Annotated in this window: 17 protein-coding genes; 14 read left to right on the top strand and 3 right to left on the bottom strand. The window is 48.0% G+C overall.

The features are described 5' to 3' along the window. The first annotated feature begins 193 nt into the window (after positions 1-193). The 6 genes from ACXAGQ_RS00390 (at position 194) to ACXAGQ_RS00365 (ending at position 8,694) form a co-directional block, all read left to right on the top strand. The gene (locus ACXAGQ_RS00390) at positions 194-1,927 is read left to right on the top strand and encodes a type I secretion system permease/ATPase (RefSeq protein WP_475250832.1); all 1,734 of its coding nucleotides are present in this window, start codon (positions 194-196) and stop codon (positions 1,925-1,927) included. Beyond that, positions 1,920-3,218, top strand: coding sequence for an HlyD family type I secretion periplasmic adaptor subunit (locus ACXAGQ_RS00385; protein WP_475250830.1), 1,299 nt, complete (start codon positions 1,920-1,922; stop codon positions 3,216-3,218). The genes ACXAGQ_RS00390 and ACXAGQ_RS00385 overlap by 8 nt, the downstream gene beginning before the upstream one ends. Positions 3,219-3,232: 14 nt before the next feature. Next, positions 3,233-3,502: a hypothetical protein gene (locus ACXAGQ_RS00380; RefSeq protein WP_475250828.1), complete on the top strand. Its 270-nt coding sequence runs from the start codon at positions 3,233-3,235 to the stop codon at positions 3,500-3,502. A 1-nt stretch (position 3,503) separates the two neighbouring features. Continuing rightward, positions 3,504-4,424, top strand: coding sequence for a hypothetical protein (locus ACXAGQ_RS00375; RefSeq protein ID WP_475250826.1), 921 nt, complete (start codon positions 3,504-3,506; stop codon positions 4,422-4,424). A gap of 28 nt (positions 4,425-4,452) precedes the next feature. Next, the gene (locus ACXAGQ_RS00370; protein WP_475250824.1) at positions 4,453-5,409 is read left to right on the top strand and encodes an alpha/beta hydrolase; all 957 of its coding nucleotides are present in this window, start codon (positions 4,453-4,455) and stop codon (positions 5,407-5,409) included. Between the two features lie 168 nt (positions 5,410-5,577). Continuing rightward, positions 5,578-8,694, top strand: a complete 3,117-nt coding sequence (locus ACXAGQ_RS00365; protein WP_475250822.1) for a response regulator — start codon at positions 5,578-5,580, stop codon at positions 8,692-8,694. Between the two features lie 98 nt (positions 8,695-8,792). Here ACXAGQ_RS00365 and ACXAGQ_RS00360 read toward each other — a convergent pair whose 3' ends face one another. From ACXAGQ_RS00360 to ACXAGQ_RS00350, 3 genes are all read right to left on the bottom strand, one after another. Beyond that, entirely contained in the window at positions 8,793-9,674 is an 882-nt protein-coding gene (locus ACXAGQ_RS00360) for an EamA family transporter (RefSeq protein ID WP_475250820.1), read from the bottom strand. Positions 9,675-9,998: 324 nt separating this feature from the next. Beyond that, entirely contained in the window at positions 9,999-15,179 is a 5,181-nt protein-coding gene (locus ACXAGQ_RS00355) for a beta strand repeat-containing protein (protein ID WP_475250818.1), read from the bottom strand. Between the two features lie 271 nt (positions 15,180-15,450). Next, entirely contained in the window at positions 15,451-16,380 is a 930-nt protein-coding gene (locus ACXAGQ_RS00350; RefSeq protein ID WP_475250816.1) for a hypothetical protein, read from the bottom strand. A gap of 311 nt (positions 16,381-16,691) precedes the next feature. On the opposite strand from ACXAGQ_RS00350, the gene ACXAGQ_RS00345 reads away from it, so the two are divergent. The 8 genes from ACXAGQ_RS00345 to ACXAGQ_RS00310 are packed head-to-tail and all read left to right on the top strand — an operon-like array spanning position 16,692 to position 26,931. Then, positions 16,692-17,951 (top strand): PP2C family protein-serine/threonine phosphatase, encoded by a 1,260-nt coding sequence (locus ACXAGQ_RS00345; RefSeq protein ID WP_475250814.1) that lies wholly within the window; start codon positions 16,692-16,694, stop codon positions 17,949-17,951. After that, positions 17,903-18,235 (top strand): STAS domain-containing protein, encoded by a 333-nt coding sequence (locus ACXAGQ_RS00340; protein ID WP_475250812.1) that lies wholly within the window; start codon positions 17,903-17,905, stop codon positions 18,233-18,235. The genes ACXAGQ_RS00345 and ACXAGQ_RS00340 overlap by 49 nt, the downstream gene beginning before the upstream one ends. A gap of 11 nt (positions 18,236-18,246) precedes the next feature. Beyond that, complete coding sequence (locus tag ACXAGQ_RS00335) at positions 18,247-19,428, top strand: nucleotidyltransferase family protein (protein ID WP_475250810.1); 1,182 nt, start codon at positions 18,247-18,249, stop codon at positions 19,426-19,428. Between the two features lie 18 nt (positions 19,429-19,446). Further along, on the top strand, positions 19,447-19,896 hold the full coding sequence (locus tag ACXAGQ_RS00330; RefSeq protein ID WP_475250808.1) for an ATP-binding protein: 450 nt from the start codon (positions 19,447-19,449) through the stop codon (positions 19,894-19,896). Between the two features lie 38 nt (positions 19,897-19,934). Beyond that, complete coding sequence (locus ACXAGQ_RS00325) at positions 19,935-22,067, top strand: glycoside hydrolase family 2 protein (RefSeq protein ID WP_475250806.1); 2,133 nt, start codon at positions 19,935-19,937, stop codon at positions 22,065-22,067. Next, positions 22,068-23,738 (top strand): glycoside hydrolase family 9 protein, encoded by a 1,671-nt coding sequence (locus ACXAGQ_RS00320; protein ID WP_475250804.1) that lies wholly within the window; start codon positions 22,068-22,070, stop codon positions 23,736-23,738. A 15-nt stretch (positions 23,739-23,753) separates the two neighbouring features. Next, complete coding sequence (locus ACXAGQ_RS00315) at positions 23,754-25,619, top strand: glycosyltransferase family 2 protein (RefSeq protein WP_475250802.1); 1,866 nt, start codon at positions 23,754-23,756, stop codon at positions 25,617-25,619. Next, the gene (locus ACXAGQ_RS00310) at positions 25,609-26,931 is read left to right on the top strand and encodes a DUF3131 domain-containing protein (protein WP_475250800.1); all 1,323 of its coding nucleotides are present in this window, start codon (positions 25,609-25,611) and stop codon (positions 26,929-26,931) included. Before ACXAGQ_RS00315 ends, ACXAGQ_RS00310 begins: the two co-directional genes overlap by 11 nt. The last annotated feature ends 12 nt before the right edge of the window (positions 26,932-26,943 follow it).

Genomic DNA, 26,943 nt, shown 5'->3' with positions numbered 1-26,943 from the left:
GTCTGTTTACTTAATAAGTTATATCGGTTTACCCCACAAGTTGGGATAGTTTGGCGTAGGCGCAGAGCGAAAATGTGATGTGGCTCTCGTAGTTAACTGTTTGAAGTTTAGTTAATTATCAGAAAATTCTTCATTGAAATTTTTTTCCTTGTCCTATAATTCATATACCACTAGTGGCGTATGAGGAAGAATTTTGCTTAAGGAAACGTTAGCAACGGCAATCGCTGCGTGTAAGAAGGATCTGTTGTTTGTCGCATTGTTTAGTTTAGCGATTAACTTTCTTGTACTTACGCTACCTGTATACAGCTTGCAATTATTCGATAGGGTCTTGAGCAGTGCCAGTCTGGATACCCTCATGGCGCTGATGGTTGTGGCTATTGGCTTGCTCACGGCACAAGCGGTGATTGAACATGTCAGAACTCTGCTTTTGCAGCGCTCCGGTTTGAAGCTGGATGTATCGCTGAGCTCATCACTATTGGCAGACAGCATTCGTCGTTCGTCCAAAATGAACCGGATAGAGAAGCAAGGCCTGCAAGACCTCACCGAGCTGCGCCAGTTTTTGGTGACGCCATCGACTTCTGCAATTTTCGATATTCCTTGGGTACCATTATTCCTGCTTATCCTGTTTGTATTGCACCCCTTGCTGGGGATTATTGCCCTGGTTGGGTGCTTGGTCTTCTGTGTCTTGGCTGTGGTCATGATGTTATCCGCCAAGGAGCCCAGTGAGCAGGCTCAAGCATTGGGTATTAAAACCAGTATGGAGCTCAATGATTTCTTAAGAAATGCCCCGACATTGAGGGCGATGGGAATGGCCGATAGTGTTGGATCATTGTGGAACCGGCGTAATTTCAAGTTATTGGATCTGCAATGGCGGCTCAATGCCCGAACTGGCCAGTTGTTATCGATTAGCCGTTATTTTAGAACCTTGCTGCAGGCAATCATCTTGACCGCCGGGGTGGTATTGGTACTGCAGAACCAGTTAGGCGCGGGCGCGATTATCGCCAGTTCGATTATCATGGCCCGTGTTTTGTCACCGTTTGAGCAGGCGGTGAGTGGCTGGAAAACGTGGTTCAGCGCACTACAGGCTTATAAACGACTCAACCAGTACGAAGACAGCCAGCAGTCAGAGCCGCAAACCGAACTTCCAGAACCCAAAGGGGAATTGCTGCTTCACAATGTTGGGCTTAAATTCCAACACCAAGGCCAGCCAGTGCTGCAGAACATCAGCTTCAAGCTTGGGGCTGGAAATGCCTTGGCTATCATGGGCAATAGTGGTTCGGGGAAATCTACCCTTGCCGCATTGATCATGGGGATCCACAAACCGAGTATGGGCAGCATCAAGATCGACGGGGCTGCCATTGATCTTTGGCCCGAAGAGCAATTTGGTAAGCATATCGGTTATTTACCACAAGAAGTTGGCTTATTGGCGGGCACGGTAGCTGAAAACATTTGCCGCTTTTCCGATGCGCCAGCCAAAGACATCATTCATGCCGCCCGCTTGGCCTGTATTCATGAGCTGATCACCTCCCTGCCGCAAGGTTACGATACTTATCTGGGGGAGGGCGGTGTACAGCTTTCTGGCGGCCAGAAACAACGGATCGGATTGGCAAGGGCGATTTTTTCCAACCCGAGTGTGTTGGTACTCGATGAACCAAACTCTAATTTAGATCCAGAGGGAGAGGTGGCACTGGCCATTGTGCTGCAGTACTGCAAAGAGAATCAAATCACCGTGGTGATGATCAGCCACCGCCCCGGGTTCTTGAGGCAGATGGATTGGGTGATCGTGCTTAAAGACGGAAAAATAGAAAAAGCGGGTACGTGTGACAAGTTCTTAGGGGCGATGTCGGGAGTAGACAACTCGACAGAAACGCCGGTGGCTAGTGCTCAGCCTTCTTCAGCTTCAGGGAAAGGGGTGAAGCATGGATAAGCAGCGTTTCGATACCCGCAGCATTATTGTATTTGGTTGTATATTTCTTCTAACGACAGTTGGCGGCTTTTTAGCTTGGGCGCTGACCGCACCGCTGGATTCGGCTTCTATCGCACAAGGCACGCTGGTGGTCGAGTCGCAGCGCAAGAAAGTGCAGCATTTACAAGGTGGCTGGGTAAAAGGCATTTATGTTCAGGAAGGTCAGCATGTCGAAACGGGTGATGTATTACTTGAGTTGTCCAATACCAAGGCCGAGTCCGATTATCGCCGTTTGGTATTACGTGCAGCGACGTTAAATGCCCGCCATGACAGGCTGAAAGCCGAACTTGGCCAAGAGCGCAAAATAAATTGGACTTACCACGATCAGCATGATGTCGATGAAACAGAGCTTGCGAATATCGTCAATACTCAGCAGCTCCAGTTTCAGCAGTCGATATTGCGCCGTGATTTATCTGAGGGCCAATACCAGCAGAAAAACATGGTTCTGGAAGAGCAGCTGCGCGGAGCCAGCTTCCAGTTAAAAGCCATTAACCGGCAGTTATCTTTGGTCACCCAAGAGATAGCGATGACCGCCGGTCTGTTGGAAAAAGGCTATGTGTCGAAGACCCGTATGCTTGAACTGCAGCGCTACCAAGCAGGAATTGAAGCACAAGTTGCCGAGTTGACCGCACAGATAGATGTTTTTGAGGGGCAGCTTCGTACCCTGGAGCAAGAGCATCAATCTGAAAAGGTTGAGTGGGAGCAGCAGCGTGCGGCAGAGCTGGCGACGGTGGAGCGGGAATGGCGTGATGTGGTTCAGTCGCTCAATGCGGCCAGCGATATTCGCTCCCGTGTCACCATTCGCAGCGAACATACCGGAACGGTTGTGGGGCTTAATGTTCACAGTATCGGCGGGGTGATTAACCCTGGCGATGTCATTCTGGAGATTGTGCCAGACAGTGATGAACTGATTGTCGAAGCCTTGGTGAAACCTGAAGATATTGATGTAGTGCACAACGGGCTTGAGGCAAGAGTCCGGCTTAGTGCCTACAATGTCCGCCGTACCCCCCCTGTGCATGGTGAGGTTGTTTATGTGGCCGCAGACCGGTTGCAGCCTAAGTCGCAGCAGCAACCTACCGGTTATTTGGTCCGGGTAAAACTGGACAAAGATGAAGTGGCTTCATTGGAGCATATCGAGCTTTACCCGGGAATGCCGACAGAAGTCTTTATTTTGCTGGAAGCACAAACCATGTGGGATTACTTCACAGCACCATTATTCAATTCGTATTACCGTGCATTCAGAGAATCATAATCAGTGGTGAACATATGGAATTTGGTATCGTATTCTGGTTTCTCTTTTATTTGGCTTTTTTCTGCTTGTCGACTTATTTAGGCTATCAGAAAGGGAATTTAATCGCTGGTGTCTTGTTGGGGTATGTTTTGGGCCCGATTGGTGCTTTACTGATTTATATGAGTAAGGACAGAAAGCATATTACTTGCCCGTCTTGCCATGCCGACATCAATAAGCGTTCATACATCTGTCCTAAGTGCCATGTGAAAGTTGGTGTCAGCACAACAGCGGCTCAAGAGGGATGATATGAAAAGAAGAAAAAGCAGAGCAAAGGCATCGTCATCCCCCTTGGTTCAGGATGAGCATAGCTCCATGTTCTCCCAGCGTCGGTTGGTCGCCCTCGCCGGTATCATCTTCACTGTCGTTGTGGCTCAGGCTGGGTACTTTTATTGGCAATACAACCAAGGGCAAATGGACTATTCATCAGTCCAGGACAAGTTTGATGAATACGAACAGCAGCTAGTGGAGAAACAAACGCTGATTGATGAGTTTCAGCAGCAACTTGCTTCGAAACAAGCTCAGCTGGAAGAGCAGCAGCTAGTGATTGATGAACTGGATGAGCGGCTGATTAAGCTAGATGAGCAATATGTTTTCCTCAAGCAGGAGATTAATGCAACGAGTACGCTATTGGTTGATAAAAACAGCGAGATAGCATTGCTTGAGAAACAATATTTGGATTCGCAGAAAGCCTTGAAGAAGAAAAGCTCTCAGCTCTATAGCCTACAGCGACGCTTTGAGAAAGACGTAAATAATGCAATAGCCAAAGAGCGGAGAAAGTTGACGGAATCACAATTGATGGTGGATCAAGAGCTTGCCCAACTACAATCTCAGGAAGCTGAAATCAGCGCCAAAATTTCAAATGTTGATGAGTGGGAGAGAAAGCGGGCTGAATTTGAGAAGCTGTATGCCAGCTCTGCACTTGAAAAGCAGAACGAAGAGCGGGTCAGCAAACTGATGGATCAATTCAATGAGCTCCGTGTTGACCTGGCTGTCGTGAACGAGTGCGATAAAGATTACCTGTATCGCTACAATGAGGCAAAAAGTCTGCTGAATCATATTAGAACGTTTATTCAGAAGTATGAAATGCGGGATGAGTTTTATTATTACGTTATTTCGAATGACAGTATGATTAATTCACAAAACCGCAAGCTATGTGTGGTTGACTAAATACAGTGAGGAAAAGATTGTAGGGCAGATGAAAAAGTCACAATGGGTCATTGTTATTTTCGCGATAGTTGCTGGGGTATATTCATTCAGCCCTCGGGTTGATACCTCCTACGCGTACCAAGCGTTATCCATTCCTCAGGATATCGAGGGGTTTGTTAACGCTCAGGAGCGGAAATATCCAGATATTACCTCTGGTACAGAAAAAAAGATAACCTGGGCGGGGGAAGTAAATAGCCCAACGGACTATTCTGTTGTGTATTTGCATGGCTTTTCGTCCTCCCGTCAGGATACTGCCCCATTAGCGAAATTGGTCGCCAACCAGCTTGGGGCTAATTTGTATGAAGCTCGCCTCAAGGGGCATGGGCGACCCGCGGATAACATGAAGTCAGTAACGGTCAATGACTGGCTGAATGATGCTCGCCACGCTTACGACATAGGCTCAAGATTGGGTGAAAAAGTCGTTGTTATCGGCCTCTCGACAGGTGGTACGTTGGCATTGTGGTTAGCATCCCAGCCTGAGTTGCCAAAACTTAGCCATACGGTATTAATCTCCCCTAACTTGGGGCCTGCGGACAGTAACGCCGAACTGCTCTTGTTGCCTATGGGGGATGAGATTGCCAGGCTTGTGGTAGGCAATTACCGCGAATGGAAACCAGTCAATGAGGTACAAGCCCGCTATTGGACGACCCGTTATCCAGTTGAAGCTTTAGTGACCATGATGGGGGTGGTTGATGTAACACGCAGCCAACCCGTGGAGAATATTAAAACCCCGATTCTGGTCTTCTATTCAGAGCAAGATCGTATTGTCGATATCGCTAAAACCCAAGCCATGCTCGAGCGCTTGCCAGCAGCGAGTCGGCAGTCAATGGTGATTTCAGATAGTGGCGATAAGCTCCAACATGTGCTCGCCGGGGATATACTTTCGCCGCTGACCACTGTGGCACTAGCGGATACCGTCGTTGAGTTCGTTAATACCGAAAAATAGTGCTTCCGACATCGCAAATCATCACATTATTTCATTTAGAGAAATTTGATATACCCCCATTTTGTTATCTTGCTCACATTGATAATGAAATTTTCCTCAATATTCAGCTAAGTATATGAAACTGGTTTTTCTATTCTAGAATTAATAGGCACAAATAATAATTTCAGGATGAAAGCCGTGTTTAGTCAGTTTTGGAATAGGTTGCTTATAAAGCACAAGTTGTTTTTGTTGATTGCAATGCCACTGTGCCTTTCTCTTTTTTTGGTCAATCGACAGCTCACACACATAAATCTCCAAGTTTCTTCATTAGAAAGAGCCCAGCATGCGGTTCAGTTTTTGGAAAACTTATCGCAATACCATTTTAGTAATCGGTTAGCGATTGTTGAAAATGAACAGCCCGCGGATAACTCCTCGGCGAGTGATATTCGAAATGATGTCATGCACTTGTTTGGTAGCGGGGAAAGCGCAAAAACCGTTAATCTCCTGCTTGACAGCTATGTCGCCAATATCACCGAGCTGAAAAGCGCTCAGGATGGCGAAGAGTTGCTCGATTTGATTGAGTGGCAAGTTGATATTTACCGCCAGCTGTTGCTGGAAGTGGAAAAAATCCATTATGTTGAGCTGCTAGAGTCAGTCGATAACGATTTGCGCGCCTTGTATCAACTAGAGTGGTTGATGTTTTGGTCCCAGGAAGAAGGGTGGTTCAGCCAATGGTTGCTGTCTACTGATAGCCAGGAAACATCCCGAAGCACGGCCGATTTTTTAAATGAAATACGTTTGCTGGCTCAAAATCAACAGCTCTTCCTCAATCGCTTCTTGGCGATTAATGCCGACCAAAATCAAGTTAAATTGTTGCTGGACACATTCTCAGACCCAGTATTTCAGCAGAGCAATTCTTTCCGGGCGAGGCTGCTGGCAAGTGAAAGCCTAACCAACTTTACTCCTGAGGAGATGCTTGCTGGGACAGAAGCACTTAATGCACGCCTATACAGGCTACAAGTCGCGGGAAGACAAATTGAAGACCAAGTCCGTATAGAGATTCAGCAATCAATTACAGCATTCAATAAGCAAAAGAATGTGTTTATTGCTGTTAGCTTGTCCCTGTTTTTTATTGTGCTGTTGATTGGTATCAGCCTAACCATGCGGTTAACCGGCAACCTGAAACTCGTATTGAAAATATTGAATGCTAAAGACAGTGCCGACTCTGATGTTAGTGTTACAGTCAGCGGAAAAGACGAGCTAAGCACTTTTGCTAAAGAAGTGAAACGCCTGACTGTTGACAGACTAGAACAGCGAGAGAAGCTCATCGTCGCTAAAGAGGAAGCAGATAATGCGAAAAATGCAGCGATAAAGGCCAGTAAAGCGAAGAGTAGCTTCCTTGCCAATATGTCCCATGAAATACGTACGCCGCTTAATGGTGTCATCGGTATTTCTGAAGTACTGGCCGATACACAGTTGACTGCGACCCAAAAAGATTACGTTAACACGATAGAAACGTCGTCTCACCTGCTGCTGAGTTTGATTAATGACATTCTCGACTTTTCGAAAATTGAGTCGGGTATGCTCCATATCAGTGCCCACTCCACGGCTATCCGGGAAACCATCTACGACATTGCTTCTATTGTTGCGCCGAAGGTGAAAGAGAAAGGGCTCAACTTAGACGTCAATATCGACCAATATGTACCGAGCCGGGTGGTCATTGATGACCATCGTATTAGACAGGTTCTGATGAATTTTATGTCCAACGCGGTGAAGTTTACCGACAAAGGCACGGTGTCTATTGGTATTAAAAGCTTGGAAGAGAAAGGTAATGTTGCTCAATTGCTGTTTGAAGTATCGGATTCCGGTATCGGGATCGACGAAGAGAGGCAAGCGAGTATTTTTGAGCCTTTTACCCAAGAAGATGAATCGACAACCCGTCAGTTTGGTGGCACCGGCCTGGGCCTTGCCATCAGTGTCCAGCTGATTGAGATGATGGGCGGTGAAATTTGTCTAGATTCAACCAAGGGAGTCGGGAGTCGGTTCTATTTTACGTTGTCGCTACCTGTTGATGAAAAGCAGCTAGAGAATCAAGACTCTTATCAAGATGCTGAAGTCATTTTGCTTGGCACAGATGCCTTGAAATTGTCACGTATTACACGTGAATTGGCGTTCTTTGGCATTGATGTTGATACTCGCCTTGGGGAATTATCGCAGGTGCCTAACGCTGGTCACGCTAACAGGCAAGTCGTTATTATTAGTGAAAATCATCAATCGTCGCTGAAGGCACTGAATGCAACCATTAATGAGCTTGAGGGCGAGCACCGCTCATTGTGCCTAATCAGAAACATGAATAGCGAAGCGACAGATTTTGGTGTCAGCATTGATGCGCTTTTGACTTATCCACTACTCGGAAGCCGGCTGTATAAGGCTTTCCAGCATTGCTATCAGAAAGCCGTGGGTTATCAAGTGCAAAATGACGTTGCAGGTCAGCAGGTTCAAGTTCCGCATGTTCTGCTGGTAGAAGATAATCTTGTTAACCAGAAGGTCGCATCTCTCCACCTTCAAAAGGCAGGATGTACGTTTGATATTGCAAACAACGGCCAGGAAGCGGTTGACCTGTTTACTGCTAGCAATCAATACGCCTTTGTGCTTATGGATTGTATGATGCCGGTAATGGATGGCATCCAGGCAACAGAAAAAATCCGTGACTATGAAAAAGCCCACCAGTTGAAACGTACCCCAATCCTCGCGTTGACCGCGAGTGTCGTCGATGATGATATTCAAAAGTGTTTCGATGTGGGAATGGATGACTACATTCCGAAACCGTTTAAAGCCAAGGTGCTTCAGGAAAAAATTGCCGATATTACGTCGCTTCAAATGTCGAGTGAGGCTCAAGTTGATAAGAATGAAGACGCTGAGAAAACAGCCGCATCAAAACGTGTGTTGCTGGTGGAAGACAATCTGGTTAACCAGAAGGTTGCGTCACTTCACTTGAAAAAAGCAGGCTTTGACTATGATATTGCCAACAATGGCCAAGAAGCGGTTGATATCTATTCTTCCAATCAAGATTACTCGTTGATTTTGATGGATTGCATGATGCCGGTAAAAGATGGCTTTGCAGCAACGAGGGAGATTAGGCAGTTTGAGCAGCAGAATCAGTTATCAAAGATACCGATTATTGCGCTTACGGCAAGTGTGGTCGATGACGATATTCAAGCTTGCTTCGATGCCGGAATGGATGCCTATGTGCCTAAGCCGGTACGGAAAGAAAAGCTGTTACATGAGATGGACAACGTAGTCTAATAGGGGGCTTCAAACCCTGCTCATGACAAAATACTATTACATCGCAAAACCGACAGCTGGCTTGGCCGCTGTCGGTTTTTGGTTTTTATTGGCGAACATTATTGCCACATCACCAGTATGGCAGCCAGTGAAAGCAACAATAGGGCGGTCATTTCTTTTCTGCTGATTCGTTGGCCCAGCCAGAAATAAGAGATGAATATCATAAAGATGATCTCAACTTGGCCGAGGGTTTTCACGTATGGCACGGCTTGGAGTGACATGGCGCTGAACCAGCCTAGTGAGCCGATCACACTGGTTAAACTTGTCATGATGACGAGTTTGGGCTTTGCGAACATGGCGGCTAAAGTATGGCGCTCTTTCACCAATAAATAGGTGGTGATTAGCAAGGTTTGGAGCAATATGACTAAAAATAGCACCCAAGCAGCGCTGAAAGGAAAGGGGAGCTGTAAGCTCAGGCTGGCTTCTCTGATCCACAATGACGTGAGGGCAAAGGCTGAACTGCAACTCAGCCCAAGCACTAGGGTTTTTATGGATAGTTGGCGCCATCCCGACGGGCTGCTCAGCAGCAATACACCAAGCGTTCCCAGCAATACGCCTATCCAGCCAGTAAAGGTTAAAACGGTACCGAAAAATAACACACCAAGCACAGCGGAAACCGGGGCTTCACATTTTGCCAGCCCTGCACCGATGGCATAGTTCTCTAGCTTGAACAGCAATACCATTAAGCCGGTAGCGATTATCTGCATGACAGCTGCGCCGATGACATAAAAGCAGAACTCGCCGCTAAACTGTGGCATCGGCGCGTTTTGCCATTGATACAACCCTATCAAATACAGCAAAGCTAGCGGGCTAGCAAAAATAAAGCGTGCCAAGGTCGTACCCGCGACACTCAAATCTTTACTTAATTTGCTTTGAAAGGCATTGCGCCAAGACTGGCTAAGGGCGGCGAGGAGGGTAAAAGCAATCCAGCTAAAAGACATTACGGTTCCATCGTATTGAAGAGCAGCTAGCTAGTGTAGCGGACATGCATTGAAGATGGAAATTATACCCAAGTTACCTCAAGGTGCAGGATTCAGAGGGTTGTCAGCGCATTCAATACAAGGTGAAGATTTGCAGGAATGGCTTTCCCTTTCAATAAGCTTCAAAACAATGCCTTGTCTATAAGCTTATAAATTCTCGCTGAACCTGCATCTTGAAGTAGCTTGGGTATATTGATTGTCAGCAAAAATAAACCCCGGTATGACCGGGGTTTGAGATTAGCTTGGGTTGCCTCTTAAGCCTCTTGGATACTCAAGCTTAGAGGTTTACAGCTCGGAGCCATTAAAGCTGATGTCATCGCTTTCATTATCACTCCAGATGGTGACTTCTTTACCTTCACTGTTAGAGAATGTATAGCCCTGAAGTGAGGCTGTATCGATGTTGCTGGCTTCGTAGGCCGCGCGTAAATCAGCTGACATTTCAGGGGCTTCGGTAGCCATTTCCCAGCCGTAGCCTTCTAGGTCTAGCTTACCCGCACCGGTACAGACAAACTGGCCATTACTGGTGTCGTCTGCTGTGTTATTGGCAAGGATTTTGTCTAGGCCGACTTTCAGTTCAGCATCAGTGGCATCAATGACAACGGCTTCTAGCTCTTGGTAAGCCGTCGCTGTCATATCGATGATCTGACCGTCACCAGCATTGCCGACTTGAAGCATATCGAAGCCCTCACCACCGCTGAAGTGGACACTGACACCGTCGGTATTGTCGATATCATCTTTATCAAACACCAGGATATCGTTACCGCTGCCACCATAGAGTTGGTCAAGACCCGTACCGCCATCCAATATATCATCACCTTCCTGACCAAACAGGAGGTCATCACCACTGCCACCATCGAGGTCATCGTTGCCAACACCGCCATCAAGGTTGTCGTTATTGCTTCCGCCTTGCAGGGTATCGTTGCCTTCACCTCCTGACAGGGTGTCGTTGCCACCATCGCCAATCAGCTTATCGTCACCTTCGGCACCAAATAAGGTGTCGTTCCCGCCGTCACCATCTAGGGTATCGTTCCCGGCCTCACCGAATAGGGTATCGTTGTTACCTCCGCCTCTTAGGGTATCGTTGCCTTCGCCTCCATACAGGGTATCGTCACCGCCATCGCCTTTCATGAAGTCGTTCCCGGCTTCCCCGCGCAGCAAGTCATTCCCAGAGCCGCCGTACATTGAATCGTTACCTTCACCGCCTTCTAGGCTATCGTTGCCAGATTCGCCGTAAAGTCTATCGTTACCGATGCCGCCTTTCAGGACATCATCGCCACTGCCTGCTTTGAGGGTGTCGTTGCCTTCACCGCCTTCAAGCGTATCGACCCCGCCGCCTGTAGTAATGCTGTCGTTACCAAGGCCGCCAACAACCGTGTTGTCGCCATCGCCAGCGTTGATGCTGTCATTGCCTTCGCCACCATCGATGTTGTCATTGCCAGAACCCGCTGTGACAGTATCGTTGCCGGCACCGGCCAGAATAGTGTTAATGCCGCCCCCCGCAGAGATGGTGTCGTCACCTTCGCCGCCGTCGATAATGTTGTTGCCTTCTCCTGCGTCGATGGTGTCGTTACCGGTATTGCCTTGGATATTGTCATCGCCAGCAAAGGTTTCAATTTTATCGTCGCCTTCGCCGCCATCGACGGTATCGTTTCCGGTACCCCCGTAGATGGTATCTTCGCCAGCACCACCTGAAAGGGTATTGGTACCTGCGGTGCCGTGAAGTTCGTCGTCACCTTCGCCGCCTGACAGGCTATCATCACCCTCGCCGGCAAACAGCTTGTCATTACCTAGGCCACCACTGATTTGGTCATTTCCAGCGCCACCCACTAGGGTATCAACGCCTTCACCGCCGGATAGGGTATCTTTGCCCTCGCCACCTTCGAGAAGGTCGTCACCCGCACCACCGGATAAATTGTCATTACCTGCCGCACCATACATGGTGTCGTTGCCGCTGCCTGCGGTTGCGGTGTCATTGCCCGCACCACCGAACAGCGTGTTGGTCCCTTCGCCTAAGGAAATAGTGTTGTTGCCATTTTCGCCGTATACGGTGTCGTCACCTTCACCAGCGTCAATTTGGTCGTTGCCTTCGCCTGCGTATAAGGTGTCATCACCGCCACCACCGCTGATGGTATCGTTGTCCGCTCCACCATAAAGGGTATCGCTCGCTTCGCTACCAATCAGGGTATCATCGCCTTCGCCACCGTAAATCTGATGGCTCCCCCCTGCGGCAGCGGTTAGGGTATCGTTGCCGCCTTCGCCCAATACGGTATCGGTGCCATCATCGGTAATGGTATCGTCACCGTCACCGCCGGCGAGGTAGTCAGCACCCGCACCGCCAATCAGGGTGTCGTTACCGGCGCCGCCGAAGACCGTATCATCGCCATCACCTGCATCGATAACATCATTGCCCGCACCGGCGTCGATATGGTCGGTGCCTGTCCCTGAACTGATGGTATCAGCGCCAGCGCCAGCGAAGACTTGGTCATCGCCAGTACCTGTTGTGATGTTGTCAGTGTCAATCCCCCCGTAGACGGTATCGTTGCCTTCACCGGTATTGATAGTGTTGGCTCCTGATTCACCGTAGACGGTATCGTTGCCGGCACCTGCATCAATGGTATCCTTACCAGCCCCAGCATAGATGGTGTCATCACCAGCATTGGCTGTGATGTTGTCGTTACCTGCACCACCACCAAGAATATCGTTTTCATCGCCACTGACGAGGGTGTCGTTTCCGTCTTCACCGTAAAGCTCGGAGATACCAGTACCGCCATCAAGGGTGTCGTTACCGGTGCCGCCAATGAGTACATCTTTACCCGCACCACCAGAGATAACATCGTCACCCGCGTCGCCCAAGATTACGTCATCACCTTCGCCAGCAGTGATCGTATCGTTGCCGCTACCTGCCTCGACGTAGTCATTGCCGGCGCCAGTATCAACCTTGTCTGCGCCATCTCCGGCTAAAACGGTATCGTTACCTTCGCCTGTGCTAATGTCGTCTTCATTGATACCGCCGTAGACAATATCTGCACCTTCACCCGTGGTGATGGTATTCTGCCCGGCATCGCCAAATACAGTGTCATCGCCGGTACCTGTGTCTATGACATCGTTACCTGTACCGGCGAACACGGTATCATTACCTGCGTTGGACGTAATGGTGTCATTACCGGCACCGCCACTGAGCAGGTCGTTTTCGTCAGCGCTGAGCAGGGTGTCGTCACCGTCATCACCGTAAAGCTCTGAGACACCGGTACCACCGTCGAGGACATCATCGCCAGCCCCGCCGACAAGAATGTCCTTGCCTTCTTCACCAAACAATGTGTCATTACCCGTTCCGCCTACCAGGGTATCGTCTCCAGTTCCGCCGGATACTTTGTCATCACCGGTACCTGACAGCAAGATGTCATTACCTTCTCCGCCTGACAGTTCATCATTACCCGCAGCCCCTTCTAGGGTGTCGTTACCTTTGTTGCCGATAAGTACATCGTTGTCTTCACCGCCATGGAGGTAGTCATTTTCGTCCGAGCCCGTCAGCGTATCTTCGCCCTGGCCACCGTATAGGGTCGAGGCATTTAACCCTGCGTTGATGGTGTCATTGCCCGCTTCGCCAAACAGTTCATTGTTGCCGCTAACACCTTCGATAACATCGTCACCGTCGCCAGCATAGACTTTGTCACTTCCAGTACCTGCGTTGATGGTGTCATTGCCCGCTCCTGTGAAGACTTCATCATCACCGGCTCCGGCCTGAATAGTATCGACACCAGCACCAGAGAAAATGTCATCATCACCGCTACCCGCCGTGACAGTATTGTCGCCATCTCCAGCGTAAACAATGTTATGGCCTTCGCCGGCATCAATCTTGTCTGCGCCGCCTTCGGCATAGACGGTGTCGTTGTCAGCGCCCGTGCTAATCACATTATCACCAGCACCTGCGTAAACAGTATCGTGGCCGTCACCGGTATCAATGGTATCGTTGCCAGCATCGGTATAAACGGTATCATCACCGGTGCCCGCAGTGATTTGGTTATTCCCCGTTTCACCAAAAATAGTATCGTTACCTTCACCGCCGTCGATAACATCGTTACCGTCACCGGCATAAATGAAGTCATCGCCCGCTCCGGCTTTGATAATATCGTCACCTTCGTTGGCATGAAGGCTATCGCTGCCTGTGCCGCCGTCTAGTACATCATTACCTTCACCACCAAACAGCTTGTCATGGCCTTCGCCACCTGAAAGCACATCGTTACCGACACCGCCGTAGACTTCATCATCACCCAGGCCGCCATCGACATTATCATCACCGACTTCACCGAATAATTGGTCATTGCCTTCGCCGCCGGTTAGGGTGTCGTTATCGTCGCCACCGAGGATAAGGTCATTGTCGGCTCCACCATCAAGGATATCGTCTCCGGTACCGCCCATGATGAAGTCTTCGCCCGCACCACCGGTAATATTGTCGACCCCGGCATCGCCGTGTATTTCATCTTTGCCTTCGCCGCCTGCTAGTACATCTTCGCCTAGGCCGCCAAAGAGTTTGTCATCGCCAGTACCGCCAGACAGGGTGTCATTACCATCGTCACCGACGAGAATATCGGCACCAGCGCCGCCATCGATGGTGTCATCGCCCAGTTCACCGAGCAGGGTATCATCACCATCACCACCGTATAGGGTATCGTCGCCATCACTGCCGAGTAAGGTATCGTTGCCTTCATCGCCATACAGGACGTCATCACCATTACCACCGATCAACACATCATCACCGGCACCGCCATGGAGGGTATCGTCATTGATGTCGCCATCGAGGAAATCATTGCCTTCGCCACCATAAATGGTATCTGAGCCTTGCTGGCCAAAGAGGGTATCGTCGCCGCTGCCACCGTGGATGGTATCGTCATAGATGTTGTTGGCTATTACCTCGACCGAATCGATATCAGAAATCGGGTTGCCATCGGGATCAATAAGCTCAAAAGATATCAATTCATCCGAGCTGAATTTTTCACTGTTGTAGGTGTATTCCAGAATAATTTCACCAGACTCGGCCACGGTGGCAGGGACCTTGTCTACAACATTGCCGTCGCTGTCTAGAAGCTGCACAAATACTGCGTCATAAGCCTGGTTTGTTGTGAATTTGGCATTGATGGAGCCAGTATTATCAACCAAATAGTTACCGAGTCGGACACTGTGGGTAATGGATTCTTCTGGCTCTTCAGGCGCGGTATATTGGTAAACAGATTGGGCATTCCCCCAGTTGTCATCAGCAGCAGGCTCAGCGGGAGGCTCTTCACCATACTGGACGTCACCAAAAATAGTGTCATCACCTTCGTTACCAGACAGTTTATCGCTGCCTTCGCCACCAACAACAAAGTCATCACCGCCTTTTGCTTCCACTTCATCGCTACCGGAAAGCACATCAATGCTATCGTCGTTCTCTGTTCCGGTTACTTTGTCGTCGTACTTAGTCCCTTCCATATTGACCTCACTGTGAATGTTGGTAACTCGGTATTAGTTGGTTAACTACTTACTCGATATACAGCATGATGCATGCCAATTAGTTTGCTATATAGGCTTGGTAGAAATGAAATCTAGGCAAGCTTATGTTTTTATTCGATTTATCGAACAGGTAAAAATAACCTATTATGCATTTGTGTTTATATGGTGTTGTAAAATCAAGAATAGACGGATTTATAGGCATTGCTATATGGATTTTTGCAAATTGCAGATGCAGATTGCGAAATGTGATTTAGAAGGAGAAAGAGTAGGCGATGGTGACAGAGCCATCTTTGAAGCGGCCGGTGCCTTCGGCGCGATCCGACGAGTTCCACCGGTTTCCCGAGTAGTTATTGTATTGAATAGTGATGGTGCCAGGTCGCCAGTCGAAGTAACCAAAACCATAGGTGAAGTCAGGGTTCCAAGGCTGTTTCTGTGAACTGTCAAAGTAATAGAAGGCGGTGCCGTTGACATACCAGTTGCCAAATACGGAATACTTGCAACCAAGGCTAAGGGTTTTGTGCCCAGTCATGTAAGAAGTGCTAGCAAGGTCGAAATATTCTGGTGTGTAGTTGAAATCAACTTGGCAGCCAATCGCCCCTTCATCAGTAAACGTCAGCCAGTTTCTTACTGGGTCAACAACGGGGAACTTCCACCCCAGAGACCAAGTGCCTTGGTTGAAATTGGTGACAGGCTGGTCATCCGTGGCTTTAAACCGGTTACCACCATAGTTGGCATACATCAGGCTAAAGGTATAAGGCCGCCAGTCGCTGTATCCAAACACATAGGTGAAGTCTGGGTTCCATGGCTGTTGCTGATCAGCATCCCAGTAATAGTAGAGGGTGCCTGATACGAACCAGTTGCCCAAAATAGTGTACTTGAGTGACAGGGTCGTGGTCATGTTGGTATTGGACGGCCCATTGGTGGCGTTGGCTGGAATATTGGCTGCTGGCGTTTCGAGTAGCGGGTAGCCAAAGCCAAGGTTGCCGCTTAGCCCGTGTAAAAATGACTTGTCTTTATTATCTTCCCACTCATCAAGTGGAAAATAGAATGAGCTCGATACCCCTTTCCAAATCAAATCCGCTTCAGTTTCTTCTTCATCCGCTTCAAAGCTGGGGATCTTGCTAGCTGGAGTTAAAGATGGAGAAGAGGGGCCTGGAGCATGTTTGCGTGTTTCACTCATATACTCATCGGCCATGATGGGCATAGCGATAAAGAGAGGAAAAATAATCAAACAGAAACAGCGCAAGCCCATCATCCTTGTGTGCCAGAGTGCAAGCAATCACTAGTAGTGGCTGCTTTCATATGCAAAGTAAATCATCTGCAAGCAAAATTTTGAGGTAACAAACAGAAAAAGAACAATTTTTTGTTGTGTCTAATAAACCTTACTAGAATGTAGTTGTACATAAAAGTGATTGCATATCAGTTGACGAAAAAAAAATTGTTGTGCAACAATGTGTTTATGCTTGGGTGGCATGGTTTGCAGGTGATTCGATGAAGAAAATCTTACTGGTTGATGATAACAGAACCATGCTTCTATTTATGGAGAAAGTGCTGTCCAAGCGTGGTTTTGATGTTATTACTGCTAGCGATGGCATGCATGCGTTACAGGTGCTTGAGGACCGCCCTGACATTCAGTTTGTCCTCAGCGATTGGATGATGCCGGAAATGGATGGCATTGAGCTGTGCTCAAGGGTTAAGTCAGCTGATTATGGTCGTTACCTGTTTTTCATGCTGCTATCAGGTAAAGACGACAAAGAGTCTATTGTTAGCGGGATCAATGCTGGTGCCGATGACTTTGTGGTGAAAGATACCCATGTCGATGAATTGGTCGCGCGTATTCAGGCTGGGTTTCGAACGTTATCCCTGCATAATGAAATTACCACCAAAAATGAAGCCCTGGATAGTGCCTACGCCACTATGAAAAAGGATTTGGAATCGGCTGGTGAGTTGCTAAAGCGCTTGCTGCCGACAGAAAACACTATGTCTGGGGTAGAGCTTAGCTATGTTTCTATTCCCAGTGCGCAAATTGGCGGGGATATGCTGGGCTACATGAACCTAGATGAGGAGCATGTTGCCATATATCTATTGGATGTAGCGGGGCACGGCGTGTCTTCAGCCTTGTTATCGTTTTCGGTGCAGCAAAGTATTGCCGTGAGCTCTGGCCATGGTTCGATTGTAAAAACAGCACTTGAAGAACCGCCATATTATAGAATCACCCCTCCCCATGAGGTGCTTAAACGCCTTAATGAGCAGTACCTAAGTGATGATCAAAACTTGCTCTATTTCACCATGGTATACGCTGTGCTGAATATCAAAACAGGAAAAATGGCTTTCTCCATAGCTGGCCATCCGCCATTGGTATGGTTGCGCTCTAAGGTGGGAGATGCCGAGTTTATCGGTCAAGAAAGTTTTGTCGTTGGCGCGTTTGATTTCGTTGAGTATGAAACGTCATATATTCAGTTGGAGCCTGGCGACAAAGTGTGGATGTATTCAGATGGAATTACTGAGGCAGAGAAAGGAAGTGAAATGTTTTCGGAAGAGGGCTTCCGCAAGACAGTGGTTGATTTAAAAGATCAGCCAACCACGCTACAAACTGAGTTGTTAGTAAACAATGTTAGAGATTGGCAGCAGGCTGAGCAGTTTGATGATGACGTCAGCGTGCTTGTTGTTGAATGGAAAGGCAATCCAGAAAGGGAGCAGCTATGCAATATGAAACTATCAACCAAGGTCAATGCACAATTCTTCAAATAAAAGAAGAGCGTTTTGATGCGAAGTTAGCACCTAGTTTCCGTGAAGAAGTGGAGAAACTGTCGTCAGCTATTGGCAGTCACCTCGTGCTTGATTTATCGGAAGTCCGTTTTATGGATAGCAGTGGCCTAGGGGCAGTCATGGCGGTTTATAAGATGCTACGTGGTAAGAAAATCAGTGTGGTGAATCCACAGCGAGCGGTTAAAGAGCTACTTAAGTTAACCCGTATGGACAAGTTGATCACCAGCTTCGATACAATTGAAGATGCTGTCGCAACCATGGCATAAAGGAGTATGGCATGAAAGGAATGATCCTCGCCGCAGGGAAAGGAACACGAGTTAGGCCGATTACCCAAATAATTCCTAAGCCGATGATTCCTATTTTGGGCAAGCCCGTGATGGAATCCATGATTCAGCTGTTTGCTTCTCATGGTATTGATAAAATTGTGGTCAATACTAGCCATCTGGCAGAGGTTATCGAAAATTATTTTGGCGATGGCCACCACTTCGATGTACAGCTTTCGTTTTCCTACGAAGGGGAAATCGTTGACGGACAGTTTGTCAGCAAAGCTCTTGGTTCTGCAGGGGGAATGAGAAAGATCCAAGACTTCTCAGGCTTTTTTGATGAGACCTTTGTGGTGGTTTGCGGCGATGCTTGGATTGATCTTGATTTGACTGAAGCAGTCCGTCGCCACAAGAAAAATGGCGGTATTGCGACAATTGTTACCCGGGATGTGGCATTGGAAGAGGTTTCAAAGTACGGGGTAGTCGTCACTGATACCCATGGCAAGGTTACCAGCTTCCAAGAAAAACCGGCGATGGAAGAGGCGCTGTCGACTCAAATCAACACTGGGATATATATTTTCGAGCCTGCTATTTTTGATTATATTCCTGCCGGGCAGGAATATGATATTGGTAGCGAGTTATTCCCTAAACTTGTTGAAAATAAAGTTGACTTCTATGCGACCAGTATGGATTTCCAATGGTTGGATGTCGGCAATATCAGCGATATCTGGACGGTAACTAGCGATATCATGAATGGAAAAGTCCCTGGTTATCCGATTCCTGGCACGCAAGTCAAACCTGGTGTTTGGGTGGGGATCAATACAGTCTTTGACATTGATAGCTGTGATATTACGCCTCCGGTTATTGTTAGTAGCGGCTGTGAAATACAACCAGGTGCGACTATTGAAGGGCCTGTAGTTATAGGTGCTAACAGTAAAGTCGAGTCCGGGGCGGTTATTAAGCAAAGCCTGGTCAGTGAGTATATCCATGTTGCTTCAGCGGCTTATGTTGAAGAAAAAACGGTATTCGGTGATTACTTCATTAGCCATGATGGCTATACCCAGTCATTAAGCGAACTTAAAGCGGTGAACATCCTCAATGATCGACGCCAAGTTCAGCCAATGATGGGCAGCCTAGGCAGTATTTCCACATTTGTTCCCTCTGTATCTGATAAAGAGGAAGAGATTCTTAACTAAGTAGATAAGGGCTAACCAATGGATATAGTCACTGAAAGGTTTAGTAAGAAGTACAGTAGTTCTCCAGATGTATCGCGCGATATTGCTGATGATATGCAGCAATATTTGCGAAATAACCAAGTTTCACAGGACGTCATTGAGCAAGTTGAGCTCTGTCTTGTGGAAGTGGTGAATAATGCGTACGAGCATGCCTACCAGTATTCAGATGAATTACCGATAGAGTGCTCTTGCTTTTTTAACTCGGATAATGAATTGGTCTTTGAAGTGTCTGACTATGGCAAATCAATGAGCAAAGAAGAGTTTAATCGGGCAGTGAATGGTGAATTCATTGAGCCTGATCCTGATGATCCGGAAACATGGACAACATCGGGACGGGGTTTCATTATTGTCGTGCAGCTTACTGACAATCTTGAATATATTCAAAGTGGTAATAAAAACACATTTAAAATTTTAAAACGCGCAGAGTAGCCATAATAAATAAGGGAAATATGAGAATAATATTATTCATGACGTTATTCTCATTATCTTCTTGTGCCTCTTTTTCGGAAAATAATGACTTATTTGTCAATAATAAATCATTAAATGGAAACTGGCGCCTAGAGATAATTGATGAAAACGACAAATGGACAGGGCAGTACAATGTTACTGTACCTGGCCATTGGAAAACGTCAGGCATCAATTATGCCGGTGCTGCTTATTACGACACCCAATTTGAACTGGATAGCCTGAATAAATCAAGTCGCTATTGGCTTGAGTTTGATGGTATTGATTATGAGTCGGCAGTGACGGTCAACGGCAAATATGTTTCCCGTCAGGCGGGCTATTTTGTTCCTCATGAAATGGAGATCACGGGGCTTGTTAATTCCGGTGACAATACCCTGAATGTCTGGGTAAATAGCCCCAACGAGAAGCAGGTCGAGGATTGGTCACTGTATAAAACGTTGATAAAAGGCGTACTGAACCACCATGATACCCGTCCAGGAGGCGCCTGGTCAGAGAAGGGGCAAGATTGGAATTCCGGGGGGATCTGGGGCGATGTAACGCTGAGGCAAACCGGTCCTGTTGCACTAGAAACGCTCAAAGTTCGTCCTCGGGTAAACCACGCAGGTAAGCAAATCACCTCGGCAGAGGTAGAGTTAGCCGTTGATTCAAACCGTGAAGCAGTTGTAACAATCGAGATGGCACTGCATCAGCATGGTAGCGAAGAGACTGAGGTATATATTGCTGAAGAAGAAATAAAAGCCGGCAAAAACAATCTTGAGCTAGCTATTCCTCAAGCAGCCCGCCAGCTATGGTGGCCTTGGGACTGGGGTGAGCCAACGTTATATGACCTTACTATCTCAGTATCAATAGATGGCCAGCTGACGGATCAGAAAGCCGTGGATATTGGTTTTAGGGAAATGACCCTAGACAGCGACAACAAACAATTTCTTGTTAATGGCAAACCCTATTTTATCAGGGGGACAAACTACATCGCTAGCCAATGGCTAGGTGAGGTAACCGCAGAACAGTATGGGCAAGATCTCGCCTTGATGAAAAGCGCCAACGTCAACAGTGTTCGTGTGCATGCGCATGTGGCCGGAAAGGCTTTCTATGAGTTGGCAGACAAGGCCGGTATGGTGGTTTGGCAAGATTTCCCGTTGCAATGGGGTTACAGTGACTCGCCGGGTTTTGCCCTTGAGGCGACTCGGCAAGCAAAGGCAATGACAGACTTATTATTCAATCATCCTTCTATTGCGTTTTGGTCGGGCCACAACGAGCCGCCATGGGATGCAACCTGGATGAAGTACAAGTACCCATCTTATCAACCTACCCAAAACAAGCTGCTCTCGGAAAAGGTCTACCAGGCCTTGCTAGCTGCCGGTGACCGACGGGTAGTGCGCAAAGCCTCTTATACCCATGAGCACCCCTGGCTAGGTTGGTACTCGGGCTCCTACAAAGATTACCGTACTTACCAGCCCTCGATGATTGTGAGCGAGTTCGGCGCTCAGGCGATGCCGAGCTGGGCGTTGATGGAAGCAATCACTCATGGGCAAGTTGAGTGGCCATTGGATGATGCTGTTTTGAACACGCTTGGCTATCACAATTACCAGCATCATGAAACACTGAATATTGCTCATATTCAACAAGGTGAATCCCTGTCACACTTTTGGAATAATTCCCAAGAATATCAAAGGGTAGTAACCAAATTTGCTGCCGAGCATCTAAGGTTGAATAAAGGTGGCGGGGTCGCGGCTATTTACCAATTCATGTTCGTTGATAGCTGGCCGTCTGTGACTTGGTCAGTATTGGATGTAGATAGGGTGCCCAAACCGGGTTACTTGGCTTTGAAGGAATCGTACCAGCCGGTGCTGGCTGTTGCCCAGGCAGAATTGCTTGCAACACGTCCTTTAGTCACGTTAACCATTATCAATGACTCGCTGAAAAGCTATGACAATGCATCTCTGGTTGTGACCAACAGCTACAACCAGAAAAGTTGGGAATACAACGGGCTGACATTGGCCGCCAACTCGATTATGCAGGTTGCCCATCAGCAGCCTCTTGACGGCCTTGCATCATATCTAACGCTCGAAGTGAAGGACAACACAGGCAAGACAGTCAGCATTAATCACTACCTGGCAAAGGACTTGGAAAGCTAGATGATGACAAAGACACTTAGCTATTTAATGGCAGCAGCTGTTACTTTTTCTGCCCACAGCGCCGATATCATGGTCAACCAAATGGGGTATCTTCCCAGCGGTGATAAGTTTGCCTATGTCTCGGCCGATGAGGGGGCAGGGTTCAAACTCGTCTCGATGCAAGATGGTCGTTTGGTGGCTAAGCTGGAGCATTCAGGTAAAGTTGCATTGCCTGATGAGCGGCTGATCGCAGCGGTTGATTTTAGCCAAATCACAGTGCCTGGCTGGTATCAGGTAGTGAGTGAAAACAGTCAGTCTGTACCATTTCCTATTGGCAGTGGTGCCTATGAGCCGCTCAATGAACGTTTAGTACACGCACTCTATTTGCAGCGTTCAGGGATGGCGGTGCAAGATATTTCTACGGGTATGAATCGCCCAGAAAGCCACATGCTCGATGGCCAGATCTTCCGAACCGATGCTTTCCACAAAGCGGGCACCCAGCTGGACGTTGTCGGTGGCTGGTATGATGCTGGTGATTTCGGTAAGTATGTAGCAACCACAACGATTACTGTCGCGAGATTGCTTGAAGCCTATCGTCAAACCCCTCAGTTATATTCGCAGACCAAACTACCGGGCAGCGATAAGCCAGCCATTATTGATGAGTCCATCTATGCACTGGATTGGCTATTGAAAATGCAGCGTGAAGACGGGGCAGTCTACCGCAAAGTCTCGGGGGCAAGTTGGCCGGCGAAAATTGGCCCTTGGCAGGATAACCAGACTCGGTTTATTTACGGCGTCAGTACACCTGAAACGGCAAAATTCGCAGCGACCATGGCCTTTGCCGCCAGGGTTATCAAGCCCTACGATGCCGACCTTTCTCGCCAATACCTCAGTGCGGCCATCCATGCTGCTAACTACCTCTCCAGCCAAGAAGAGCAATATATTGATTGGCAGGAAGGGGATGACAGTGGCTCTGGGCCATACATGAAGAACAAGTTTGATACGGAAGCATCATTGGATACTGATGTGGATGACCGACTTTGGGCTTTTGCAGAACTATATATCACCACCGGCCAAGAAAAATTCAAAGCGGCTTTCAAGCAAGACTACGACCCGCAATGGATAGATATTTTTGAATGGAAGAATCCTGCGGCGATGGGGGTTTGGCACCTTATCCTCGCCGAGGAGAAAGGGGAATTTAGGGATCAGCTTGCCAACGATTTGGATCAAGTAGCCTCACGTTATGTCCAGCAAGCGAAGCAATCGCCATTTAGAGTGGCTAACCAGCGTTTTATCTGGGGCTCGAACAAGATGACGGCAGAGGCAGGAACATTGATTGCCTGGGCAGATTTTGCCAAAGGGCGCTTAGAAAACCGTGCTTCGGTTCAATCGCAAATTGATTATCTATTGGGCGCTAATGCGTTCGATATGAGCTTTGTCACTAACAGTGGCACCTATTCGGTACGCAACCTTCACCACCTGTACCGAATTGCGACAGGGGTCAGTTTACCTGGCTACCTAGTCGGTGGACCGAATGAGATGGCGCAAGCTGGAGTCGCACCGAAAAATATGGGGATGCTGAGTTATATAGATAGCGAGAAGTCGTATGCAGTCAATGAGTTCGCTATTGATTACAACGCCAGTCTGATTGGTTTGATTGCCGTGCATCACGCTTACTTTAATCATTATTAACCGGAGTGAGAACTCATGGATTTTTATTTCAAGGAATTCGAACATCGTAAGCCACCGGAGCCGGTGCCTTACAGCATGTCGAGAGAGTTACTCTACCAATACCTTGCCACATGTAATCTCACTTTGGGTATTTGGTACTTGTGGTGGCGCTGGACCCATGCGCTGAACTATGACGCCATGTGGTTTTCTTTTCCGCTCGTTTTTGCGGAGTCCTGTGCCTTTATTGGCTCAGTGCTGTTCACGTTCAATTTATGGAAGACCAAGGACGAACCGAAAAAAGCACCGCCACATACGATCAATGAGTGCGTCGCAAAAGATAGCCCTGAAGCGAATGAGACAAGGCCGATCAGTATTGATGTATTCTTTCCGAGCTATGATGAAGAGCCGGAATTGGTTCGGCTGAGTATCGAGGATGCCCAGAAGATCCGCTATCCCCATGACATCGATATCAAAATATTTATTCTTGATGATGGCAAGCGTCCGGCAATGAAGGCACTCGCTGATGAGATGGGCGTCGAGTACATTACCCGTGAAAGTAATATTGGTTTCAAGGCGGGTAACTTACGTAATGCCTTGGAGCAGACTTACGGTGATTTCATCGTTATCTGTGATGCTGATACTCGCCCGTTCCCAACGATTCTTGAGCACACCATGGGTTACTTCCGTGACCCGGATGTTGCCTGGGTTCAAACCCCACAATGGTTCTTTGACTTACCTGAGGGTGAGCGCCTACCAAATTGGCTGCAGCGCAAGTTTGGCAAATGGGCATCGCCGATTGGCCGCGGGGTAGAGAAATTCTACGGGCCGGTCAAAATTGGTGAAGACCCCTATGTGAACGATCCGCAGATGTTCTATGACGTGATTCAACGCCGTCGCAACTGGGTGAATGCCTCTTTCTGCTGTGGTGCGGGCTCTATTCACCGCCGTGAAGCGGTTATGGAAGCGGCGCTGCGTAGCTACAGTGAGCAGATCAGCAAAGAGCATAAAGAGATCGAAAAGCAGATCCGCAAGATCACTAAAGAGAAAACGGTCGATCAGGATGTGTCAGATAACCTGCGCCAAGAAATCATTTTCGACACTGAATTTACGCCTTATAAATTCCATGTATCGGAAGATATTTATACCTCGATCGTGCTCCACTCAGATACCGAAAGGAACTGGCGTTCGGTTCAGCATCCGGAAGTTGAAAGTAAGATGCTATCACCGCAGGATCTTCAGACCTGGACAGTGCAGCGCTTCAAGTACTCCGGTGGTTCGATTGATATATTCATGAACGATAACCCGTTGTTCAGAAAAGGCATGAACCTGAAACAGAAGATGATGTACGGTGCCAGCTTCTGGTCAAACTTGTCAGCTATCTGGAACATTATTTTCTTAACTTGCCCGATCATTTACTTCCTGACCAGCATCGCGCCGGTGAGTGCCTATGACGTCACTTTCTACCTGCACTTCATTCCGTTCGTACTGACTGCAGAGCTTGCGATGATGGTTGGTACATGGGGCGTAGCGGGGTACAAAGGTAAAACCAACTTCCTGTCCTTCTTCCCGGTTAATATGCGGGCACTTTGGACAGTGCTGCGCGGCCGGAAAATCAGCTTCCCTGCGACACCAAAGGAAAGACAGGATGGCACCTTTGGTCATTTGGTCATACCGCAAAAGTTGGTCTTCGGCTTGAGCCTATTCAGTATGTGCTTCGCTTGGTTTAGCTACTTTACCGGCATGTTCGGTAGCTATTCTCTTGGCGGGTTGATCTTCAATAGCTTCTGGACAATTAACAACATGATGGCGATGTGGGGGATGATTGCTGCCGCTTATTGGACGCCGCCACCAGCAGATAAGACGCAGGAACAGGAATCTGAGGAATTAGAATATGGAATTTAAGCAAGCAGTCGTCAATGCGCGGCATCATATCGTGTTTTTATTCGGGCTTTTGACCGCACTCTTTATTGCTTTCAATATAGAAACCCGTGATCACGGACATATTTTGGGTAACATCACTTTCGAATCGGAGGAAGTGATTCCAGTGCGCGAGAGCCGTGTACTGTCCGAAGAAGAGTTCGAATGGGCGAATACCGCTTGGGCTTACTTCGAAAATAATTACCAGGAAAATACCGGCTTGGTAAACTCGGTTGATGGATACCCTTCAACCACCATGTGGGATACCGCATCGTATCTAATGGGTTTGCTGGCGGCAGAAAAGCTGAACATTATAAGCCAAAGCACCTTTGAGCTAAGGATGGAAAAAGCGCTGAACACGCTGGCACGCCTGCCGCTGATTGATGGCAAGCTGCCGAATAAAGCTTATAACACCCAAACCGTTGAAATGGTGGACTACCAGAACCAACCCGTAGAGAACGGAATCGGCTGGTCTGCTATCGATATCGGTCGAATTTTGGTGCCATTGAATATCTTGGTTTGGCAATACCCGCAGTTTAATGCTCAGGTCAATGCGGTGCTTAACCACTGGGAAGTGGGGGTAATGATCAAAGACGGTTATCTTTACGGTTCCCGCCCGCAGCAAGATGGTGGCACAGAGATGGAATTGGTACAGGAAGGGCGTATTGGTTATGAAGAATACGCGTCCAAAGCCATGTCCCTGATGGGCCGAGACGTATTCAATGCAATGAAGTATATCGACTACCTAGAGATGCGTAATATCGATGGTGTTGATATCCCAACCGACTTACGTGATCCGGCTAAATATCACGCCCATAACTATGTGGTCAGTGAGTCATACATTCTGGATAGCCTTGAATTTGGTGCCGACAGTGTGTCGAAGATCTTTGCCCACCGCGTCTATAAAGCGCAGGAAAACCGTTTTGAGCGAACCGGTATCCTGACAGCGGTCAGTGAGGATAACGTCGATGAAGCACCTTACTTTGTCTACAACACCGTATTCTCTGATGGCAAAGAGTGGAATGCGATCACAGACCAAGGCGAAGATGCTTCGCACCTAAAAACGCTGTCTACCAAAGCGGCGTTTGGCTGGTATGCCTTGTATGACACTCCATACACTGAGCTGCTAATTGAAGATGCAAAAGAATTATTCTCGGAAGAGAAAGGCTGGTATTCAGGCCGCTATGAAATCGATGGCCGTGTGAATAAAGCAATTACGGCAAATACCAACGGGATTGTTTTGGAATCACTTGCTTACATCGAAAATGGAGCCTTGCTGAGTGTGGGCGTGAAGTAAACCGCAACTGTG

It is taken from the genome of Photobacterium sp. ABD4_091 (assembly GCF_056160145.1).
Note: the sequence above shows the minus strand (reverse complement) of the source record. Positions and strands in the feature narration are given on the sequence as shown.

Excerpts from the sequence above, each read along its gene's own strand:
- ACXAGQ_RS00375 (WP_475250826.1), top strand. The coding sequence starts at position 3,504 with ATGAAAAGAAGAAAAAGCAGAGCAAAGGCATCGTCATCCCCCTTGGTT.
- ACXAGQ_RS00335 (WP_475250810.1), top strand. The coding sequence starts at position 18,247 with ATGAAAGGAATGATCCTCGCCGCAGGGAAAGGAACACGAGTTAGGCCG.
- ACXAGQ_RS00320 (WP_475250804.1), top strand. The coding sequence starts at position 22,068 with ATGATGACAAAGACACTTAGCTATTTAATGGCAGCAGCTGTTACTTTT.
- ACXAGQ_RS00310 (WP_475250800.1), top strand. The coding sequence starts at position 25,609 with ATGGAATTTAAGCAAGCAGTCGTCAATGCGCGGCATCATATCGTGTTT.
- ACXAGQ_RS00365 (WP_475250822.1), top strand. The coding sequence starts at position 5,578 with ATGAAAGCCGTGTTTAGTCAGTTTTGGAATAGGTTGCTTATAAAGCAC.
- ACXAGQ_RS00330 (WP_475250808.1), top strand. The coding sequence starts at position 19,447 with ATGGATATAGTCACTGAAAGGTTTAGTAAGAAGTACAGTAGTTCTCCA.
- ACXAGQ_RS00340 (WP_475250812.1), top strand. The coding sequence starts at position 17,903 with ATGCAATATGAAACTATCAACCAAGGTCAATGCACAATTCTTCAAATA.
- ACXAGQ_RS00370 (WP_475250824.1), top strand. The coding sequence starts at position 4,453 with ATGAAAAAGTCACAATGGGTCATTGTTATTTTCGCGATAGTTGCTGGG.
- ACXAGQ_RS00380 (WP_475250828.1), top strand. The coding sequence starts at position 3,233 with ATGGAATTTGGTATCGTATTCTGGTTTCTCTTTTATTTGGCTTTTTTC.
- ACXAGQ_RS00325 (WP_475250806.1), top strand. The coding sequence starts at position 19,935 with ATGACGTTATTCTCATTATCTTCTTGTGCCTCTTTTTCGGAAAATAAT.
- ACXAGQ_RS00385 (WP_475250830.1), top strand. The coding sequence starts at position 1,920 with ATGGATAAGCAGCGTTTCGATACCCGCAGCATTATTGTATTTGGTTGT.
- ACXAGQ_RS00350 (WP_475250816.1), bottom strand. The coding sequence starts at position 16,380 with ATGAGTGAAACACGCAAACATGCTCCAGGCCCCTCTTCTCCATCTTTA.
- ACXAGQ_RS00360 (WP_475250820.1), bottom strand. The coding sequence starts at position 9,674 with ATGTCTTTTAGCTGGATTGCTTTTACCCTCCTCGCCGCCCTTAGCCAG.
- ACXAGQ_RS00315 (WP_475250802.1), top strand. The coding sequence starts at position 23,754 with ATGGATTTTTATTTCAAGGAATTCGAACATCGTAAGCCACCGGAGCCG.
- ACXAGQ_RS00345 (WP_475250814.1), top strand. The coding sequence starts at position 16,692 with ATGAAGAAAATCTTACTGGTTGATGATAACAGAACCATGCTTCTATTT.
- ACXAGQ_RS00355 (WP_475250818.1), bottom strand. The coding sequence starts at position 15,179 with ATGGAAGGGACTAAGTACGACGACAAAGTAACCGGAACAGAGAACGAC.